This window comes from Nocardia sp. NPDC052112, assembly GCF_040680135.1.
GTDB lineage: Bacteria > Actinomycetota > Actinomycetes > Mycobacteriales > Mycobacteriaceae > Nocardia.
The window spans coordinates 457,075-475,727 of record NZ_JBFAWD010000005.1; the positions used below are offsets into that span (position 1 = coordinate 457,075).

Annotated in this window: 20 protein-coding genes; 10 read left to right on the forward strand and 10 right to left on the reverse strand. The window is 64.5% G+C overall.

Annotated elements, in window-relative coordinates:
- Positions 1–3: 3 nt before the first annotated feature.
- Positions 4–381, reverse strand: coding sequence for a VOC family protein (locus tag AB0L58_RS12530; RefSeq protein ID WP_364385509.1), 378 nt, complete (start codon positions 379–381; stop codon positions 4–6).
- Positions 382–499: 118 nt separating this feature from the next.
- Between AB0L58_RS12530 and AB0L58_RS12535 the strand changes: the two genes are divergently transcribed.
- A complete protein-coding gene (locus AB0L58_RS12535; protein WP_364385512.1) occupies positions 500–1,159 on the forward strand; it encodes a L,D-transpeptidase family protein in 660 nt (219 codons plus the stop codon).
- Here AB0L58_RS12535 and ectB read toward each other — a convergent pair whose 3' ends face one another.
- Entirely contained in the window at positions 1,160–2,401 is a 1,242-nt protein-coding gene (ectB, locus tag AB0L58_RS12540; protein ID WP_364385515.1) for a diaminobutyrate--2-oxoglutarate transaminase, read from the reverse strand.
- A gap of 397 nt (positions 2,402–2,798) precedes the next feature.
- Between ectB and AB0L58_RS12545 the strand changes: the two genes are divergently transcribed.
- From AB0L58_RS12545 to AB0L58_RS12555, 3 genes are read left to right on the forward strand one after another with little or no spacing between them, the layout of a single operon-like run.
- A complete protein-coding gene (locus AB0L58_RS12545) occupies positions 2,799–3,530 on the forward strand; it encodes an ABC-2 family transporter protein (RefSeq protein ID WP_364385518.1) in 732 nt (243 codons plus the stop codon).
- Entirely contained in the window at positions 3,523–4,356 is an 834-nt protein-coding gene (locus AB0L58_RS12550; RefSeq protein ID WP_364385521.1) for an ABC-2 family transporter protein, read from the forward strand. Before AB0L58_RS12545 ends, AB0L58_RS12550 begins: the two co-directional genes overlap by 8 nt.
- A gap of 2 nt (positions 4,357–4,358) precedes the next feature.
- On the forward strand, positions 4,359–5,348 hold the full coding sequence (locus tag AB0L58_RS12555) for an ATP-binding cassette domain-containing protein (protein WP_364385524.1): 990 nt from the start codon (positions 4,359–4,361) through the stop codon (positions 5,346–5,348).
- Positions 5,349–5,384: 36 nt separating this feature from the next.
- Here AB0L58_RS12555 and AB0L58_RS12560 read toward each other — a convergent pair whose 3' ends face one another.
- Together AB0L58_RS12560 and AB0L58_RS12565 are read right to left on the reverse strand one after the other, a co-directional pair.
- Positions 5,385–6,059, reverse strand: a complete 675-nt coding sequence (locus tag AB0L58_RS12560) for a DUF4389 domain-containing protein (RefSeq protein ID WP_364385527.1) — start codon at positions 6,057–6,059, stop codon at positions 5,385–5,387.
- A 167-nt stretch (positions 6,060–6,226) separates the two neighbouring features.
- Positions 6,227–6,577, reverse strand: coding sequence for a hypothetical protein (locus AB0L58_RS12565; protein WP_364385530.1), 351 nt, complete (start codon positions 6,575–6,577; stop codon positions 6,227–6,229).
- Between the two features lie 369 nt (positions 6,578–6,946).
- Here AB0L58_RS12565 and AB0L58_RS12570 point away from each other — a divergent pair, with 369 nt between their 5' ends.
- Positions 6,947–7,480, forward strand: a complete 534-nt coding sequence (locus tag AB0L58_RS12570) for a DUF4254 domain-containing protein (protein ID WP_364385533.1) — start codon at positions 6,947–6,949, stop codon at positions 7,478–7,480.
- Positions 7,481–7,502: 22 nt separating this feature from the next.
- Here the strand turns inward: AB0L58_RS12570 and AB0L58_RS12575 are convergent, their stop codons facing one another.
- Genes AB0L58_RS12575 through AB0L58_RS12585 form a run of 3 tightly spaced genes read right to left on the reverse strand, consistent with a single transcriptional unit; the run spans position 7,503 to position 10,037 of the window.
- Positions 7,503–7,766, reverse strand: a complete 264-nt coding sequence (locus tag AB0L58_RS12575; RefSeq protein ID WP_364385536.1) for a hypothetical protein — start codon at positions 7,764–7,766, stop codon at positions 7,503–7,505.
- A gap of 42 nt (positions 7,767–7,808) precedes the next feature.
- On the reverse strand, positions 7,809–8,957 hold the full coding sequence (locus AB0L58_RS12580; RefSeq protein WP_364385539.1) for an acyl-CoA desaturase: 1,149 nt from the start codon (positions 8,955–8,957) through the stop codon (positions 7,809–7,811).
- Between the two features lie 21 nt (positions 8,958–8,978).
- Positions 8,979–10,037, reverse strand: coding sequence for an FAD-binding oxidoreductase (locus AB0L58_RS12585; protein ID WP_364385542.1), 1,059 nt, complete (start codon positions 10,035–10,037; stop codon positions 8,979–8,981).
- Positions 10,038–10,221: 184 nt separating this feature from the next.
- On the opposite strand from AB0L58_RS12585, the gene AB0L58_RS12590 reads away from it, so the two are divergent.
- Positions 10,222–10,842: a TetR family transcriptional regulator gene (locus AB0L58_RS12590; protein ID WP_364385545.1), complete on the forward strand. Its 621-nt coding sequence runs from the start codon at positions 10,222–10,224 to the stop codon at positions 10,840–10,842.
- On the opposite strand, the gene AB0L58_RS12595 is transcribed toward AB0L58_RS12590, so the two are convergent.
- Together AB0L58_RS12595 and AB0L58_RS12600 are read right to left on the reverse strand one after the other, a co-directional pair.
- Positions 10,839–11,597, reverse strand: a complete 759-nt coding sequence (locus tag AB0L58_RS12595) for an SDR family oxidoreductase (protein WP_364385548.1) — start codon at positions 11,595–11,597, stop codon at positions 10,839–10,841. The two genes, AB0L58_RS12590 and AB0L58_RS12595, sit on opposite strands and share 4 nt — an antisense overlap.
- A 36-nt stretch (positions 11,598–11,633) precedes the next feature.
- Positions 11,634–12,980, reverse strand: a complete 1,347-nt coding sequence (locus tag AB0L58_RS12600) for an MFS transporter (RefSeq protein WP_364385550.1) — start codon at positions 12,978–12,980, stop codon at positions 11,634–11,636.
- Between the two features lie 147 nt (positions 12,981–13,127).
- Between AB0L58_RS12600 and AB0L58_RS12605 the strand changes: the two genes are divergently transcribed.
- The 4 genes from AB0L58_RS12605 (at position 13,128) to lysA (ending at position 18,155) form a co-directional block, all read left to right on the forward strand.
- Positions 13,128–13,745 carry a PadR family transcriptional regulator gene (locus AB0L58_RS12605; RefSeq protein WP_364385553.1) on the forward strand — a complete coding sequence of 206 codons (618 nt, stop codon included), beginning with the start codon at positions 13,128–13,130 and terminating at the stop codon, positions 13,743–13,745.
- Entirely contained in the window at positions 13,742–15,772 is a 2,031-nt protein-coding gene (locus AB0L58_RS12610; protein WP_364385556.1) for an NADPH-dependent 2,4-dienoyl-CoA reductase, read from the forward strand. The genes AB0L58_RS12605 and AB0L58_RS12610 overlap by 4 nt, the downstream gene beginning before the upstream one ends.
- Before the next feature lie 84 nt (positions 15,773–15,856).
- Positions 15,857–16,660, forward strand: coding sequence for a mycolate reductase (cmrA, locus tag AB0L58_RS12615; RefSeq protein WP_364385559.1), 804 nt, complete (start codon positions 15,857–15,859; stop codon positions 16,658–16,660).
- 151 nt (positions 16,661–16,811) lie between these two features.
- The gene (gene lysA / locus AB0L58_RS12620; protein WP_364385562.1) at positions 16,812–18,155 is read left to right on the forward strand and encodes a diaminopimelate decarboxylase; all 1,344 of its coding nucleotides are present in this window, start codon (positions 16,812–16,814) and stop codon (positions 18,153–18,155) included.
- Positions 18,156–18,178: 23 nt separating this feature from the next.
- Here the strand turns inward: lysA and AB0L58_RS12625 are convergent, their stop codons facing one another.
- The gene (locus AB0L58_RS12625; protein WP_364385565.1) at positions 18,179–18,622 is read right to left on the reverse strand and encodes a MarR family transcriptional regulator; all 444 of its coding nucleotides are present in this window, start codon (positions 18,620–18,622) and stop codon (positions 18,179–18,181) included.
- Between the last annotated feature and the right edge of the window lie 31 nt (positions 18,623–18,653).

Sequence of the window (18,653 nt, forward strand, 5' to 3'; positions counted from 1 at the left end):
TGCTCAGGACAGCCAGATGAGACAGAAGGTGTGTCCGACGGGATCGGTATTGACACGGAACTGCTTGTCGTCATCGGCCTGCACCAACTGCGCGCCAAGCGGGAGCGCCTTGGGCTCCGCCGCTTCGATCTTGTCCACCAGCACATCGAAATGCATCTGCTGTGACGCTTCCGGATCCGGAAAACGCGGAGGTCGATACCGCGGCGCCCGTTGGAATGCCAGGCGCCTGCCGCCGGGTTCTTCGATGACGACCCAGGTGTCATCCGGCGTATCGGTCGGCTCGGCGCCGAGCGGGCGGGCGTAGAACCCGGCGAGCCTACGCGGATCCGGGCAATCCAATACGACGGTGCGCAGACTTCCGACCTTGCCTTCCGGCATCATTCGACCTCCTGTATGCCACGGGAATGCTCATCGCGTACTCGAGCGGCGGACACTCGAACCCGCCTGCCGTGGGAAGAGCGATGTCTGCATTAAGGTCGACGCTCACCGGAGGTTTCACTTGTCGAAACGCATAATGCTGCTCATTGTGCTGCTGGCGGGCGTCGCCGCGTGCACAAGCACACCCAAATCCGATCTGCCCCTGCCATATCACGGGAATGCCGACCAAGTCGTCACCGTGGTCGCCGAGCATGCCGCCGATACGAGCGCGACATTGACTGCGTGGCAACGCATTCCAGGTGGCTGGCGGGCCGAGATCGGCCCGGTGCGCGCCTATGTGGGGCGCGATGGCATCGGCCGCGCCAGTGAGGACTCGGCGCATACACCCGCCGGTGTGTGGACGCTGAGCGAGGCATTCGGGATCGCGCCGAACGACGGGACCCGGCTCCCCTATCGCCAGGTCGGCACACAGGACTGGTGGGTCTCCGATATCGGCTCGTCGAGTTACAATAGATACGCCCAATGCGCCTCCGGCACTTGCGAATTCGACGAGAAAGCGAGCGAGAACCTAGGCGAGGCGGGCCCGGCGTACGAACACGCCGTCGTGATCGATTACAACCGCCGACCCGTCGTCGCTGGCGCAGGTTCGGCGTTCTTCCTGCATGTCGAGACCGGCCGTCCGACCGCCGGGTGTGTGTCGATCCCAGCTGCCGACCTCACAGCTGTTATGCGCTGGCTGGATCCGAGCGCGCACCCGGTGATCAATATCGGCAACAAGTAACTATCCGCAGATCGCCGCCACCGCACCGGCGAGCAACGACAACCCATGATCCAGTTCGTCCGCACTGATTGTCAACGGCGGCAACAGCTTTACCACCTCATCCGCCGAACCGGAGGTCTCCACGAGCAGCCCGCGCTCGAAGGCGAGCCGGCTCACCTTGCCCGCGCGCGAAGCTTCCTCGAACACGATGCCGTGTACCAGCCCGCGCCCGCGCGTGGTGACACCGGGAAACGCCGCCGCGATCTCGGCAAGTGAGCGCGCCGTGCGCTCTCCTTTGGCCAGCGTCGAAATCTCGAGCGCACTATCGGACCAGTAGTGTTCGAGCGCGACCCGCGCGGTGACGAATGCCGCATTGTTGCCGCGGAATGTTCCGTTGTGCTCACCGGGTGCCCACTGATCGAGTTCGGGCTTGAAAAGCACCAGCGCCATGGGCAACCCGTACCCGCCGATCGATTTGGACAGCGTCACGATGTCGGGCGTGATGTCCGCGAACTCGAAGGAGAAAAACCCACCGGTCCGTCCGCAACCCATCTGCACATCGTCGACGATCAGCAGAATTCCGCGCGCGCTGCACAATTCGGCCAGCTGCCGCAGCCATTCCGCACGCGCGACATTCACCCCGCCCTCACCCTGCACCGTCTCCACGATCACCGCGGCGGGCATGTCCAAACCCGAGGACGAATCGTCCAGTGCGCGCCGCATCCGGTGCAGGTCGTCGGCTTCATCGAGGAAGCCATCGTAGGGCATGGGCATCGCATGTGGCAGTGGCACACCGGCGGCGGCACGTTTGGCGGCATTGCCGGTTACCGATAGCGCGCCGAGCGACATCCCGTGGAAGGCGTTCGTGAAGTTGAGAACGGTCTGGCGTCCGGTGACCTTGCGCGCCAGTTTCAATGCGGCCTCGACCGCATTAGCGCCGGAAGGACCGGGAAATTGCACCTTGTAGTCCAGTCCGCGCGACTCGAGGACCGTATCGCGCAAGGCCTCCAGCAGCCGCCGCTTGGCTACGGTCGACATGTCGAGACTGTGCGTGATCCCGTCACCGACGATGTAGTCCAGCAGCGCCCGTTTCAGCACCGGATTGTTGTGGCCGTAGTTGAGTGCGCCCGCCCCCGCGAAGAAGTCCAGGTAGTCCTTGCCGTTCTCATCGCGCAGCCAGGCGCCGCTGCCGGTGTCGAAGACGGTCGGCCAGGCTCGGCAGTACCCGCGCACGTTCGACTCGAGCGTCTCGAAAACGGTCATCGCAGTGTTGTTTCGAGCGACCTGCAAGCAGTCGCTGGCGGCGTTGTTTCGAGCGACCTGCAAGCAGTCGCTAGCGGCGTTGTTTCGAGCGACCTGCGAGCAGTCGCTGGCGGCGACAGTCATCGACGATCCTTCCTGTCGTGCGCGAGCGCCCACGGGGCAAATCTGAAGTGACTGTGTTTCTAACATTGGTGTAGCGGGTTTGTCGCACTTTTCCAAAAATCGCGCGCTTAACTACCGCGCGTCCGCTCACGCGCCGTAGAGTTAACCGCTTGTGCGCGGCAGTATGGAGGGCAACAGATCGCAGCTCGCCGCAGTACACGTACTCCGAACCACGCGGCTGTATCTGTACCTCATCCGAGCTGGGTTCCGGCGCCAATCCCAGTACAAACTAGCGATGTTCGCCGGCCTGTTCACCAACTGTGTCTTCGGATTCGTGCGCGCGGCAGTGATGATGGCTGCGGTGCGCGCATCCGGCGGCTTCAGTGGCTACGACGCAGGATCGATCGGCGCCTACGTCTGGCTGTCCCAGGCCCTGATCGGCGCGACCCAATTCATGGGACCACCACTGGAACTGGTGGATCGGGTCAAGAACGGCGATATCGCGATCGACTTCTTGCGTCCAGTCGATGTCCAATTCAGTTATCTCGCCATCGATCTCGGCCGCGCGTCGTGCACAATCCTGCCGCGCGGTGTGCCGAGCGTACTGGTCGGCGTGTTTACCTTCGGACTAGTCATGCCCGATACGCCAGGGCCCTACGTACTCGGGCTGGTCAGCGTGGTAATGGCCGTCTCGTTGTCATTCCTATGCCTTTTCGCCGTCGGATTGATCGGGTTCTGGGTAGTGGAAACGCGCGGACTCCGAGTGCTATACCAGATTTGCGGCACGTTTCTGGCCGGGCTGTTCGTGCCGGTCCACATGTTCCCGGTCTGGCTGCGCACCGTCGCGCATGCCACCCCGTTCCCGTCGATCCTGCAATCACCGATCGACATCCTGTCGGGTCGGGTCGCCGGGATGGATGCCGTGACGGTCATTGCCGCACAAGTGTTCTGGGTACTCGCGGTCGGCGCGCTGGGCCGGGCGCTGTTGTCGGCCGGGCGCCGCAGGCTGGAGGTGCAGGGTGGTTGAGCCCCCGTATACGCCCGCACCGGCCGGCACCCGGTTCACTCCCTATGCGGCGGTCCTGCGGTCGCGGATGCGAGCCCAACGCGCATACCGATTATCCTTCGCCAGTGAGGTATTCAGCGCCTTCCTGATCGGCATCGTCGAATTCGCCGAGGTATGGGTCATCTACCACAATGTCCGGGTGCTCGGCGGGCTCGACCTGGACGGCGCGCTGCTGCTGTTCGGCCTGAGCAATACCGGATTCGCACTGGCCCAAGTCCTGTTCGGCCACCTGGATTCACTACCGACACTCATCCGGCTCGGCGTGCTCGACGCCTACCACCTACGCCCCCAGCCGCTCCTGTTGCAGCTGATCACCAGTGACATCTCGCTGCGCCGTTTCGCCCGCGCCTCGGTGGCGATCATCGTGCTCGGACTCGGCCTCGTCCGCAACGATCTCGCCTGGGGTCCGCAAACTCTCGCACTACTGACGACCACCCTGCTCAGCGGCATCGCCCTCTTCGGCGGCCTGTTCGTCTGCGCCGCCGGTGCGCAGTTCTTTCTGATCGACGGTGCCGAACTGACCAACAGCTTCACCTACGGCGGCTCCTTCGCCGCCATGCAACCGGCTTCGGTATTTCCGACATCACTGAAGCTGGTATTCGGCTTCGCCATTCCGGTCACGTTCACGGCGTATCTGCCGACCATCGCACTTCTGCGCCTGCCCGGTCCACCGCTGCTGCCGACCTGGCTGGCCTGGTGCGCACCGTTGGCGGCGCTGTGGGTGTGGCTGCTCGCGTTGGGTCTGTGGCGACTAGGTACTCGGCACTATCAGGGAGGCGGCGGATAAGCGTGGCGGATAGCGAGTTATCGGACTCGATCATCGAGATCGATAATCTGACAAGGCAATTCATTCTGTATCGGAGGAACGGACAGCGCTGGCGACGCACCCGCGAAACGCTCACCGCGGTGGACCGGATGACGTTTCGCATCGAACGAGGTTCGGCGGTCGGCTATATCGGGGCGAACGGGGCGGGCAAGTCGACCACGATCAAAATGCTGACCGGAATCCTGGTCCCCACCGCGGGCACCGTGCGCACCTGCGGCCTGGATCCGGTGCGACAGCGGCGCGAACTCGCCGCCCGGATCGGGGTGGTGTTCGGGCAGCGCTCCCAGCTGTGGTGGGATCTGCCACTGCGCGAATCGTTTTCGATTCTGGCCGCGATCCACCGGCTGGAATCCGACGTCGCGCAGAAGCGCACCTACGAGTTGGTCGAACAGCTGGAGATGGCGGAGACACTGGACACTCCGGTGCGCCAGCTCTCGCTCGGACAGCGCATGCGCGCGGAGGTCGCCGCGGCGCTGCTACACTCCCCCGAACTGGTCATTCTCGACGAGCCGACCATCGGCCTCGATGTGCTGTCGAAACAGCGACTACGTGAGTTCCTACGCACCGAGCGCACCGAGCGCGGCACCACACTGCTGCTCACCACACACGACATGGGCGATATCGAACGACTCTGTGATCGGGTGCTCGTCGTGGACCGCGGCACTCTGGTGTACGACGGTTCACTGACCGGACTCGCGGTGCGGGTGGGCGCCCGGCGGGTACTGGTCGTCGATCTGGCCGAACCGACCCGCAATCTCGACGATCTGCCGAGCGCCGAGCTGTTGAGCAGCGAGGGCGGGGGTATGCGCCAGCGCTTGGCCTTCGATGCCGAATCGACCACCGCCGCACAGGTTCTCGCCGCCGTCTCCGATCGCGCCGAGGTTCGCGACCTGTCCATAGAGGAGCCGGACATCGAGGACGTGGTCCGGCGGATCTATGAATCCGCCTGGTGACCGACGCCGGTGTCCGGCTCCCGATTCGGTTGATATTCAGTTGTTTTCGGGTTCGCGAGCGCCCTGGTCGAGTCGGAACGGCGGGTATTCGTCACGCATCAGCGAGGCGTAGGCGACCACTCGGATGGCCCACCGGTGCACGCCGAGCAGGAAATCGAACAGACCCTTCGGATAAACCGCCGTGAACAGCAGTGCCACCACTGCGACCAGTAGCAGCACGTTGGCCAGCGCGAATGCGCCCCAGTCATTCTTGCCGCCCATACTCGCACTGAAAATCGCACCGAGGATCAGATAGTGCGGAATGGCCAGCAGCCACCATTTCACCAGCACCAGACCGCGACTCAACTGTTCGGGATAGTCGATCTCCAGATCCGCCGGATATTTCGGATCCGACTGCAGGCTGAACGGCGGATACCTATCGGTGCCGAGCACCGAGTAAGCGTAGAAACCGACCCGCCAACCCCACCGCATGACGCCGACATTGAAGTCGAACAGTGCACGCGGATACCGGCCGGTGAACAGAATCGCGAAGAATGCGACCACCGAGACGATCACATACGCGATGTACAGGAATATCAGAATAATGGCGTGTGGAATGGCCAGGATCCATTTGACCAACCACATCCATCGCGATAGCGCGGGATCCAGATCTCCTCGGACACGAACCGGATTGGCCGGGCCAGCGGCGGCGACGGTGTTCTCGGGCTCCATAATCGATGCTCCTTCCAGGTGCTTCGATGCCTCGACAACGAGTGGAATGTCCCGATTGTCCCGTATCGCGGGTGCGGTCGGACCACGTTCAGATACCGACATGCCAACGAAAAGGTGGCCGCCGAAGTGGCGAATCGCGCAGTGCCGCAAGGGCCCTGCCGCGGATCTCAGCCCGGCGTCTGGCCCTGGGCCGAGTACAGACTGACCTCACCCTCCTCGCCGAGGAAGGCGTTCACCAGCATGATCTGCCCGGCCTCCAGCTCGTCCGGGTCGGGGGCGCTGGTGGTGATCGAGATCTGCGGAATCACCGCCCAGTTCACGACATAGCGTTCGGGCGGTCCGTCGTCGTCGGACAGGCGGGCCAGTCGAAACACCGACACCGTCTTGCGGAGGATGAGCGTGCGCACGACCTCGGCGATTCGCTCCGGATCTTCCAGCGCGAACATGAACCCGAACGTCAGCTCGGGCGAAGACACATAGGCGGGCACAAACACCGAGGCTAGTCGATGGAACGACATTGTGCGCGCACCTCGCCGGAAGTGGTTGCTGCCCATGCGCTCAGCGATTTCAGGTAGGTAGGAAAGTCGGCGGTTATGTGACCGATCCGTAACGGAATATAACGATTTCCCGGCAGCTCATCTGTTTTTACACCATACTATTGCGCCGATTCGACTATCGCGCTTTCCTGAAAAGGTCCCGATTTTCTCGGGCCGTCCTCCTCATCGCATCGTCGCGGATTTCCCGGTTTCTTTGCCGTGCTGGTGGACTGTGCGGAGGGCGATCCGGGTGCGGGGCTGCGCCGGAGCCGAGGGGTGCCCCTCCCCGAAATCCTCCTCGGCCCTGGCGCATCCAAATACACACCCATCGTCACCGCAGGGGCGTGCATCATGCCTACCGAATACGCAGCGGGTATCGGAGCCGACGAACTGCCATCGCCGTCGGCGCTACTGCGCGCATTTCGCGAAGCCAACGATCCGAATCGACACCGCCATTGTGTCCTGGCCGCGGGGCGTGAACTGGTCGAATGCCATGAACACAGGCGCAATGCCGTGCAGGCGGCACATGCGCCGGGCGCGTCGAGCGGCTGCGTCGCCCAGTGCCTGCAACTCGTCGACGACCTCGACGCACACCGAACCGAATTGGTCGGCCACATCGACAATTGGGTCGCCAACAATGTGCAGCACCGCACCGGCGCCTCGCTGCACACCGAGACCCTGGGCGCCGTCATCGATCGAATGGCGGCGAAATGGGTTGCGGCACAAGATGCTTTGGGAATGTCGGCACCGATCGAGCCGCCGCACCCACTGCAGCTGGACGACGACGCCCAACTGCAGTGGAGCCGGTTGGCCGAACTGGCCGACGGATACAAGGACCTGGTCACCGATGTGACCGAGCACCGGCGCAGGCTGCCGGTGTGGTGATCACCTGGGGTTGTCCGGCCCCCTATCGATCGTTCTCGGGTTCGACCACTTCCGCCTCGACGACCGAGGCGCTCGGCTCGACCTCCGCGTCATAGGACACATCGGCCTCGTCGCCGACGAGTTCATCCGCACGCTGCGCCGCGGCGTCCTTGCGCGCGGCGGCCGCGGCCTCGTTCATCTCGATCGCGTCGGTGATCCACTCGCCGATCTCCCGGGTGACCTCCGAGACGGTGCCGGTGATGATGTTCGCAATATTTCCGACATGCCGCGCACCCGAGGAAGTCAATTCTTGAATTAGATCCTTGTTGCTTTCGAATTTCCCGATCATTCACACGCCCACTTCGGTTGTGTTCCGCTGTCGCATCACGATAACACCGGGCGTGGACTCCTTCCCGACCAAGAACGGTGGCAGTGCCAGCTCGAGAATCTTCAGCCATACCGATCCGACTTGCTTACCGAGCGAACCGGTGTTGTAGGGCAATCCGTACTTCTCGCACAGCTCCCGAACTTCCGGCGCGATCTGCGGATAACGGTTGGCAGGCAGGTCCGGGAACAGGTGGTGCTCGATCTGATGCGACAAATTGCCCGACATGATGTGGAACAGCTTGCCGCCGGTGATGTTGGCCGAACCGAGCATCTGCCGGACATACCATGCACCGCGGGTCTCCTCGGCGGTCTCCTCCTCGGTGAACGTCTGTACGCCCGTGGGGAAGTGGCCGCAGAAGATGATGGAGAAGGCCCAGAGGTTGCGCACCAGATTCGCGGCGGCGTTTCCGGCGAGCGTGCTGACGAACAGTGGACCGGTCAGCGCCGGAAAGACGACGTAGTCCTTGAGCACCTGCCGACCGGCCTTGCGCCACTGGCCCTTCACCAATCGCTTGACCTCCGACCAACTCTTCTTGCCCCGGAGGATGTTCTCCACCTCCAGGTCATGGCCCATCACACCCCATTCGAACAGCACCATCAGCGCGAAGGCGTAGAGCGGCTGGCCGAGCCGCAGCGGATTCCACTGCTGGGCCTCGTCCATGCGCAGGATGCCGTAGCCGATATCGCGGTCCATGCCGTGGATATTGGTGAAGGTGTGGTGCATGTAGTTGTGTGAATGTTTCCACTGGTCCGCCGGGCAGACCGTATCCCATTCGAACTCACGGGAATTCAGGCCACGCTCGCGCATCCAGTCGTACTGGCCGTGCATGACATTGTGGCCGATCTCCATATTGTCCAGGATCTTCGACACACTCAGCGCGGCGACCGCGGCCAGCCAGAACGGCGGCAGGAAGCCGAGATACATCAGGCCGCGCCCGGCGATCTCGAAACCGCGCTGCGCCTTGATGATCGAATAGATGTATTCGCGGTCCGCATCGCCGAGATCGGCGACGACGCGGGCGCGCAGGTCGTCGAGAGCCCGGCCGAGTTCCTCGACCTGTTCCGGGCTCAGTACCAGCGGGCCGTCTTTGGTTTCGGTCAGAATTGCCATTGCTGTGGTCCCCTTGCTTTGTCAGATATCGATGTCGACGTCGCCGACGGGCGCATTGATGCAGAGCTGGATGGGCTGATCCGGATCACTGTCGGTTTCGCCGGTGCGCACATTGCGGGTGCAGCCGGTGCGCCGAACCGCGGTGCAGGAGAAGCAGATACCCATCCGGCAGCCGTACTCCGGTGTCAGACCCGCGGCCTCGGCCTGCTCCAGCAGGACCGCCCCATTGTTCTCGACGCTGCGGCCGCTGGCCGAGAAGTTGACCGTGCCGAAGGCCTCGTCCGCGTCGACGGGGGTGGTGGACAGGGTGAATTCCTCGGTGTGCAGCCGCTCGTCCAACTGCTCCGCTTCGAAGACCTTGCGCACCGCGTCCATCAGGCCCTGTGGCCCGCAGACGTAGGTCTCGCCATCGGCGAACCACGGTGCGACACGCTCGAGTTGGTCGTAATCGAAATGGCCGGAACCGTCGCCCGGATAGCGCAGTTCGATGCGAAAGTTCTCGTGCACTTGCGCAATCGCCTCCATCTCGGCCCGATGCGGCACCGCCTCCGGCGATTTCGCATAGTGCAGGAAGGCGAGCTCGCCCGGATAGCCCTCATCCGCCAGCGTGCGCAGCATGGACAGCACCGGAGTGATGCCGCTGCCACCGCTGATCAGCAGCACCCGTTCGGGGCGTGGTTCTGGCAGTCGGAAGACGCCGGCGGCCGGTTCCAGGCTGACCACCATGCCGGGTACGGCATTGCGGTAGAGGTATTGCGATACCAGCCCGCCCGGATGCGCCTTGACCGTCAGTTGCAGGTGCCGGTCGCGCCGGCCCGCCGGATTGACCGGTGAATAGCACCTGGTGTGCCGGATGCCGTCGATTACGACGCCGATCTGCACATATTGCCCCGCGACATGGCCGCGCCACTGCCGGGTAGGGCGCAGGGTCAGCGTTACCGAACCCGGCACCGAGCGGCGGACGTGGGTGATCTCCGCCCGCAACTCCCGCACCGTCAGTGTGGGGCGGACGAGTTCCAGATAGCGGTCGAGCGGGTGCGGTGTGGTCAGGGTTTGCACCAGGTCGATGAGTCCCACCATGGGAGTTGCCTCTGCTTTCGGGCCGCGGCGCACTCCTGAACCCTCTTCGGCGAAGATTTCAGTGCACGCCTGTACACTCAACTAGTGTGACCGATGGACCGGGTCCAGTGTCAACCAGTAACTGATGTGACCCGAACTACATCCTTGGAATGGACGAATGGTGAACAGCTGTATGCTCACTGTGATGACCGAGACCGCAGCTACCCGAGGAGAGCGCAAGGAGCGCACCAGGCAGGCCCTGCTCGACGGCACGCTCGCATTGGCCGCCGAGCGCGGCTTCGGTGCGCTGAGCCTGCGTGAGATCGCCCGCTCCGCCGGCATTGTGCCGACCGCGTTCTACCGGCATTTCGCCTCACTCGACGATCTCGGCGCGACCCTGGTCGATGACGGCATCCGGGCGCTGCGCCTGGCCCTGCGGCAACTGCGCCGCACGCCCGACGCCCGGCTCTCGCAGACCGTGCGCTTCGTTTTCGATCAGGTCGCCACCAAGGGTGAACTCTTCGGCTTCATCACTCGCGAACGCCGCGGTGGCTCGGCCGCATTACAACACGCCATCGCGCTCGAACTACAATTGATCGTGCGCGAACTGGTCGTCGACTTGTCCCGTATCCCGGCCTTGGACTCCTGGTCCCCCGACGACCTCGAATTGGCCGCCGACCTGATCGTCTCCACAGTCGCCGACTGCATTGCCGACTACGTCGCCGCCAGCCCACGCGACCAACCCGCCATCATCGATCGCACCGTCCGCCAGGTCCGGCTGATCGCACTCGGCATGGCCGCCTGGTTGCCCGCCAAGCAGCGTTAGTCGGCCTCCGGATCGAGCGCGAGCACGGAACGGCCACCGTCCACCGGGACCACCGCCCCGTTGATGAAGCTCGCGTCCGCCGATAGTAGGAAGGCCACCGCGGCGGCAACTTCGTCGGTGCCGGCCACGCGCCCTATCGGATGCAGTGCAGCCATCTCGCGCTCCACCTTCGCCGATGCCGAAGGCGTCAGTCCGGCAAGGAATTCCGCATACCTTTCGGTATCCACCGAACCCGGTGCGACCGCATTGCACCGAATGTCGTCGCGGCCGTACTCGACCGCGATGGCCCGGGTCAGACCTTCGATCGCCGCCTTAGCCGTGCTGTAGGGCAACGCGCCCGGCACCGCCCGCTGGGCTTGATGCGAGCTGACATTCACGATCGCGCCCCCCTGGCCCGTCGCGAGGAACCGGCGCACCGCGATGGTACAGCCGACGACGGCGGGCGCCAGGCTGGCATTGATCAGCTCGAGCACCAGCGGCGCGGGCGCGGAATGCACTGCGGCATCCCGGAATACCGCCGCATTGTTCACCCAGCCCGCCAGCGGGCCCACCGCCTGCGCGAGATCCGCGGCGCGCTCGGCGGTCTCGACCGACGATGCGTCGCCGACCACGGCCAGCACCCGGTCGCCCGCCCATGCCAGCGCCGCCGTGTCACGCTCGATAACCACGACGGTGTTGTCCGTACCGAGCAGCCGTCGCACGATCGCCCGCCCGATCCCCCGCCCACCGCCGGTCACCACATAGGAAACAGCCACAATCCGATGTTAGACAACCGATCTCGCTGATCGGCCCTACCCGACGTGCGAGGCAATGCGGTCCGGCTTATGGACCGGGAGCAACGCCACCAAACCGACGGCGAGGACCACCAGAATGCCGACAATACCCGCGCGGTCGGTGTCGAAGAACCAGACGAAAAAACCGAAAAGTGCTGGGGCGAGGAAGGATACGGCACGACCGGTGGTTGTGTAGAGGCCGAACATCTGCCCCTCGCGCCCGGGTGGGGCCAGCCGGGTGAGGAATGAGCGGGCGGCGGATTGGGCGGGGCCGACGAAGATGGTGAGCAGCAGGCCGAACACCCAGAACATGACCGGACCGGACACGATCAACAGCGCGATGCCACAGATCACCATGGCGACCAGCGATATCACGATCACGATCTTCGGACCGAGGCGATCGTCGAACCGGCCCGCGGTGACCGCGCCCAGTGCCGCAACGACATTCGCGGCAATGCCGAATAGCAGGACATCGGAGTCGGCGATACCGTATACCCGCACCGCCAGAATCGCACCGAAGGTGAATACCCCGGCAAGGCCGTCGCGGAAGATCGCGCTGGCGACCAGGAAACCGACGGTACGTCGATCCACGGCCCACAGCTCGCGCAGATCCCGCCAGAGCACCCGGTACGAGCCGAGGAATCCGGCCTTCGCCGCGCCGGGATCGGCATTGGTGTGCGGCAATTCGGGTACGGCGAACAGTACCGGTAGGGCGAAGGTGGCGAACCAGACCGCGGCCAGCATCGCGACCAGTCGGATATTCGTACCGTCATCGATGGGTACGCCGAGCAGGCCGCGGTTGTCGCCGTGACCGGAGATGAAGCCGAAGTAGCTGATCAGCAGGATGAAGATGCCGCCGAAATAGCCCATGGCCCAGCCGAATCCGGAGACCCGACCGACATCGTCCGGCGTGGAAACCTGGCGCAGCATGGCATTGTATGGCACGCCTGCCAATTCGAAGAATGCGGAGCCGAAGCCGAGCAGGATGAGGCCGAACCAGAAGTCGCGGTAGTCGTCGTGGACGAAGAACATCAGTGCCATCGTCAGGATGGTCAGCGCGGTCAGCACGCCGAGTGAGCGTTTGCGTTTCGCATTCGCGTCGAAGCGCTGGCCGCTGATCGGCGCGGTGAGCGCGACCACGAAACCCGCGACGCCGAGCGCCCAGCCGAGCCACGCGCTCGGTGATACCCCGCCCGGCAGATCGTCGCCGACCTTATCCGTGAGGTACACCGAGAAGACGAAGGTCAGGATCACGGCATTGAACGCCGAGGAGCCCCAGTCCCACAACCCCCACGCCACCACTTGCCCGCGCCCGGCGGCCTGCCCGACAGTCGCCCGCGCGTCAACCTCCGGCTCATCCGTCATCTGGCCACCACCCTCATCGAATCGCTGCGCGATGCGGCGCTCATGGGCGCAGCCTAATGCGGATTTCATCGGCAGGCGGGCTTACCCTCGATACCGCCCGATATGCACTCAGTTGCATAGTACCGGGTGTAACGATAGCCTGGCGTCATGGCACTCGAACATGCGCTGCTGGTATCGCTGACCGAGCGCGCCGGTTCGGGTTATGAGCTGGCGCGCCGCTTCGACAAGTCCATCGGCTTCTTCTGGCGCGCCACCCATCAGCAGATCTATCGCGTGCTCAAGCGCATGGAGGAATCCGGCTGGCTCAGCAGCGAGGCGGTGGCCCAGGAGGGCAGGCCGGATAAGAAGGTCTATTCGGTGAACGAGGCGGGCCGCGCCGAGCTGGCGCGCTGGATCGCCGCGCCGAGCGATACCTCGATACCGCGTAATGAACTCGGCGTGAAGATCCGCGCCGCCGCACACGGCGATATCAGTGCGCTCTGCGACGAAGTAGCCCGGCATCGCGAGCAACACAACCAGCGCCTCGAGCTGTTCCTACTGATCGAGAAGCGCGATTTCGGGGGGTTCGGGGGGGCGCCCCCCGATGGACAGAGCCCGGTACCGGATCAGCTCTCCGGTACCCCACTGCACCAATACCTCGTACTGCGCGCGGGCATTCGCGTGGAGTCCGGATTCGTCGAATGGTGCGACGAAGTACTGCAAGCCCTGCAACCTCGTGCAACAGCCCCGCACGCGGACCCGGAGAAAGGTGAGACTCGGCGATGAGTTCGTTCCCCCATCTTTTCGAGCCGCTCGATCTCGGCTCCACCACGCTGCGCAATCGCGTGATCATGGGATCGATGCATACCGGCCTGGAGGATCGCGCCTGGGATACCAACCGGCTCGCCGCCTATTTCGCCGAGCGGGCCCGCGGCGGTGTGGGTCTCATCATCACCGGCGGCTACGCCCCGAATCGCACCGGCTGGCTGCTGCCGTTCGGCGCGAAACTCACCAATAGGTCCGAGGCCTACCGGCATCGGGTGATCACCAAGGCCGTGCACGAAGCGGGCGGCAAGATCGCCATCCAGATCCTGCACGCCGGCCGTTATTCCTATATGCCGGGTAGTGTTTCCGCATCCTCGATCAAGGCTCCGATCAATCCGTTCCGGCCGCGCAAGCTCTCGGCGCGCGGGGTGGAGCAGACCATCGACGACTACGTGCGCTGCGCGAAGCTGGCCCGGTTCGCGGGCTATGACGGTTGCGAAATCATGGGCGGTGAAGGCTATTTCATCAACCAATTCCTCGCGCCACGCACGAATAAGCGCACCGACAAATGGGGCGGTTCGCCGGAGAACCGGCGCCGTCTCGCGGTCGAGATCGTGCGCCGTACCCGCGCGGCGGTCGGGTCCGACTTCATCATCGTATTCCGGTTGTCCATGGCCGAACTGGTCGAGGGCGGGCAGACGTTCGATGAAATCGTCACGCTGGCAAAGGAACTCGAAGCCGCTGGCGCCAGCATTCTGAATACCGATATCGGCTGGCACGAGGCGCGGGTGCCGACCATCGTCACCTCGGTTCCGCGCGCGGCCTTCGTCGAATTCACCGCGAAGATCACCGAGCAGGTGAACATTCCGGTCTGCGCGTCCAACCGGATCAATATGCCCGAAATCGCCGAGGAGATACTCACTCGCGGTGACGCACAACTGGTTTCGCTGGCGCGGCCGTTTCTCACCGATCCGGAATGGGTGAACAAGGCGCAGGCGAACCGGGTCGACGAGATCAATACCTGTATCGCGTGCAATCAGGCGTGCCTGGACCACGCCTTCCAGCACAAGACGGTCTCATGTCTGTTGAACCCGCGGGCAGGTCATGAAACCGAACTGAAGCTGCTGCCGACTCGGCGCACCAAGCGCGTCGCGGTGGTCGGCGCGGGACCGGCCGGACTTTCGGCCGCGGTGAATCTCGCCGAACGTGGGCACCGGGTCGACCTTTTCGAGGCCGACGACAAGATCGGCGGGCAATTCGATCTTGCCCGGCGTATTCCGGGCAAGGAGGAGTTCACCGAATCGATCCGCTACTACACCAGGATGCTCGAGGTCACCGGCGTGACCCTGCACCTGAACAAGCGGGTCACCGCGGCCGAGTTGCTGGAGGCGCGCTACGACGAGATCGTGTTGGCCACCGGTGTACGTCCGCGTATTCCGAATATTCCCGGCATCGACCATCCGATGGTGCTGTCCTATGCCGAACTGGTGCGCGAGGAGCGACCGGTCGGCAAACGCGTCGCGGTCATCGGTGCGGGCGGCATCGGCTACGACGTGAGCGAATTCCTCACCGTCGAAGGACATCCCACCCTCAAGCTCGACGAGTGGAAAGAAGAGTGGGGCGTCGACTCCGCCGACGAGCAGGTCCGCGGCCAGCTCGCCGAGCCCAGGCCCGCCCCCGCCGCCCGCGAAGTCGTACTGCTGCAACGCAAGTCGACCCCGTTCGGCAAGGATCTCGGCAAGACCTCCGGCTGGGTGCACCGCGCGGCACTGAAGGCGAAGGGCGTCGAGCACGTCGGCGGCGTCAACTACGAACGCATCGACGACAACGGCCTGCACATCAGCTTCGGCGAGAAACGCCAACGCCCCCAACTGATTCCGGTCGACAATGTCATCATCTGCGCGGGCCAGGAATCCGTACGCGAGCTCGAAGAGCCCCTGCGTGCCGCCGGCGCCGATATCCACCTGATCGGCGGCGCCGACCTGGCAGCCGAACTCGACGCCAAGCGCGCCATCGACCAGGGCACCCGCCTGGCAGCCCGCCTGTAACACCGGCTGGCGGGCGCGGCCCGCGACTCGGGGCGGGAACGGGTGGTGCGGCCATCTCACAGTCGTATCCCCTAGGCTCCTCTCGTGAGCCTGCCCTCTCCTACCTCCGAAAATCGCGCGGTCGTTACCGGCGCCTCGTCCGGCATCGGCACCGCGCTCGCCGCCGAGCTCGCCGCTCGCGGGTATTCGTTGATCCTGGTTGCGCGGCGCGGTGAGGTGTTGACCGAACTCGCCCAGCGGCTGACGTCGGCGCATGGGATCACCGCGGAGGTGCGGGCGGTCGATCTGGCCGACCGGACGGCGCGGGGGCCACTGGTCGAGGAATTGGCGGCGCGCGATATTTCGATTCTGTGCAATAACGCCGGCATCGCGACCTTCGGTGCGGTCGCCGAATTGGATCCGGCGTATGAGCGGGCCCAGATGGAGCTCAATGCCGTCGCGGTGCACGACCTCACCTTGGCCGTACTGCCCGGCATGATCGCACGAGGTGCCGGAGGCATCCTGATCAGCGGTTCGGCGGCGGGCAATATGCCGATTCCGAACAATGCGACATATGCGGCGAGCAAGGCCTTCGCCAATACCTTCTCCGAATCGCTGCGCGGCGAATTGAAGGGTTCCGGCGTACACGTCACCCTGCTCGCCCCGGGCCCGGTCCGCACCGAAACCCCGGATCCGGCCGACGCGTCGATCGTCGACCGAATGGTGCCCGACTTCATGTGGGTCACCTCCGAGTACACGGCCAAGATCTCCATCGACGCCCTGGCCCGCAACAAGATGCGCGTGGTCCCCGGCCTGATCAGCAAGGGCATGAGCGTCGCGGGCCAATACGGCCCCCGTGCCCTCACCGCCCCGGTCGCCGGTGCGTTCTACCGGAAACTCGGCGGCTGAGCACCGAAAACGAGCTGGTCAGCAACCCGTCAGGAAACGTTTCGGGTGCGTCAAGGATCCGTCAGCATCCCCCATGATCAATAGGAACCCGGGTAGTCCTGAAATCGGCCCCGCATGCCAGAGAAAGCGGGGGCGCACCCAGGAGAATCACGTGACGCTGCTCGAAATCTTCCCGTCGTTACGATCGGGAATGCCTTCGCGCCTCGACTCCGCGGTCTGGCCGCGGGAGACCCATTACGACGGCGACGGCAGAATCACCCTCGGCGGGGTCGCCCTCGCCGATATCGCCGACCAGTACGGCACCGCGACCTATGTGCTCGACGAGCACGAGGTCCGTTCCCGCTGCCGCGCCTACAAGAAGGCCTTCCCGGAGGCCGAGATCATCTACGCGGGCAAGGCGATGATGATTCGCGCGGTCGCGGAATGGGTCAGCCAGGAAGGACTTTCGGTCGACGTATGCTCCGCCGGTGAACTCGCCATCGCCATGGCGGCCGGTGTCGATCCGAAGCGGATCATATTGCACGGCAACGGCAAAACTTTCGACGAACTCGAAGTCGCCGTGCGCAGCGGCGTCGGCCGGATCGTGGTCGATTCGCTGACCGAGATCACCCTGCTCTCCGCACTGGCCACCCGGCCGCAGCAAGTCCTGCTCCGACTGTCGCCCGGCATCGACGTGCACGGACATCCGGCCGTGCGAACCGGTGTGCTGGACCAGAAATTCGGTTTTCCGCTCGGTAGCGATCTGGCGGCAGAGGCGGTTGAACGCGTTATGCGCCAGCCGAACCTCGAGCTGATCGGTTTCCACTGCCACCTCGGTTCGCAGATTTACGATCCGGACCATTACGGCGAGGCGGTGCGCCGGATGATCGGCGAAATGGCAAGGGTCCGGGCGGATTACGGCCACATCCTCACCGATCTGGACCTCGGCGGCGGACATGCGGTCGCCTACCGCAGCGGCGACGCCGAAATGAATCTGACCGAACTCGCCGACATCATCGACGACGCACTGGACGCGGCCTGCGCCCGCCACCACTTCCCGCGCCCGAATATCGCTTTGGAACCGGGCCGCGCCATCGTCGCGCGCGCCGGGGTCACGCTCTATCGCGTGCTGTCGGTCAAGCACATCGACGGCGGCCGAACTTATGTCACCGTCGACGGCGGTATGGGCGATAACGCCCGCGTCGCGCTCTACGGCGCGAATTACGAAGTGGTCGTCGCCAATCGGCATCCCTGCGGCCCGCAGATGATCGCGACGGTGGCGGGTCGCTACTGCGAGGCGGGCGATGTGCTGGCCACCGATATCCGACTCCCGGCCGACCTGCGCCCCGGCGAGGTGCTTGCGGTGCCGTGCACCGGCGCCTACCACCACAGTCTCGCCTCGTCCTACAACAGCGTCGGTCGGCCACCGGTCATCGCGGTACGCGACGGGCGCGCCCGCCAACTGGTCCGCCGGGAAACCACCGACGATCTACTCGCCCGCGATATCGGCAACTGACACGTGCCGAAGCGCCGCCGTTCTCACGCCTGTCCGGCGGCGTGCTCGATGAACCGACCGAGCAGGTCGTGCAACTGTCGGCGTTCGGCTTCCGAGAGCGGCGCGAGCAATTCGACCACCGCCGCATCGGCGGTGCGATTGGCGGCGTCGAGCCGTTCCCGCCCGCTCGGCGTGATGTGTACGGCATAGCTACGCCGATCCCGCTCATCCTTGCGGCGCTCCGCGAGACCCTGCCGCTCCAGCTCATCGATGATGTAAACCATCGACGACTTGTCCAACTGCAGCCGGTCGACCAGCGCGCGTTGACTCAGCGGCCCCACCTCCGCGAGACAGCCGAGCACACCGAGATGGCGCAGCTCGAGCTGCTGTTCCCGCAGTGCACGATTGGCCGCCGCGCGCGCATAGCGGTGTGCGAGATAGAGCTGACCACCGATCTGGGTGCCGAGCCGTTCCGAAGTTTCCGCCACGGACAAACTATATCCGATGACAGATCGTCTG

Bases quoted from the DNA above. Each gene is read 5' to 3' on its own strand.
- ectB (WP_364385515.1), bottom strand. From the start codon at position 2,401: ATGACCGTTTTCGAGACGCTCGAGTCGAACGTGCGCGGGTACTGCCGA.
- AB0L58_RS12570 (WP_364385533.1), top strand. From the start codon at position 6,947: ATGCCTACCGAATACGCAGCGGGTATCGGAGCCGACGAACTGCCATCG.
- AB0L58_RS12530 (WP_364385509.1), bottom strand. From the start codon at position 381: ATGATGCCGGAAGGCAAGGTCGGAAGTCTGCGCACCGTCGTATTGGAT.
- AB0L58_RS12560 (WP_364385527.1), bottom strand. From the start codon at position 6,059: ATGGAGCCCGAGAACACCGTCGCCGCCGCTGGCCCGGCCAATCCGGTT.
- AB0L58_RS12605 (WP_364385553.1), top strand. From the start codon at position 13,128: ATGGCACTCGAACATGCGCTGCTGGTATCGCTGACCGAGCGCGCCGGT.
- AB0L58_RS12565 (WP_364385530.1), bottom strand. From the start codon at position 6,577: ATGTCGTTCCATCGACTAGCCTCGGTGTTTGTGCCCGCCTATGTGTCT.
- AB0L58_RS12580 (WP_364385539.1), bottom strand. From the start codon at position 8,957: ATGGCAATTCTGACCGAAACCAAAGACGGCCCGCTGGTACTGAGCCCG.
- AB0L58_RS12600 (WP_364385550.1), bottom strand. From the start codon at position 12,980: ATGACGGATGAGCCGGAGGTTGACGCGCGGGCGACTGTCGGGCAGGCC.
- AB0L58_RS12545 (WP_364385518.1), top strand. From the start codon at position 2,799: ATGTTCGCCGGCCTGTTCACCAACTGTGTCTTCGGATTCGTGCGCGCG.
- AB0L58_RS12610 (WP_364385556.1), top strand. From the start codon at position 13,742: ATGAGTTCGTTCCCCCATCTTTTCGAGCCGCTCGATCTCGGCTCCACC.
- AB0L58_RS12590 (WP_364385545.1), top strand. From the start codon at position 10,222: ATGACCGAGACCGCAGCTACCCGAGGAGAGCGCAAGGAGCGCACCAGG.
- AB0L58_RS12585 (WP_364385542.1), bottom strand. From the start codon at position 10,037: ATGGTGGGACTCATCGACCTGGTGCAAACCCTGACCACACCGCACCCG.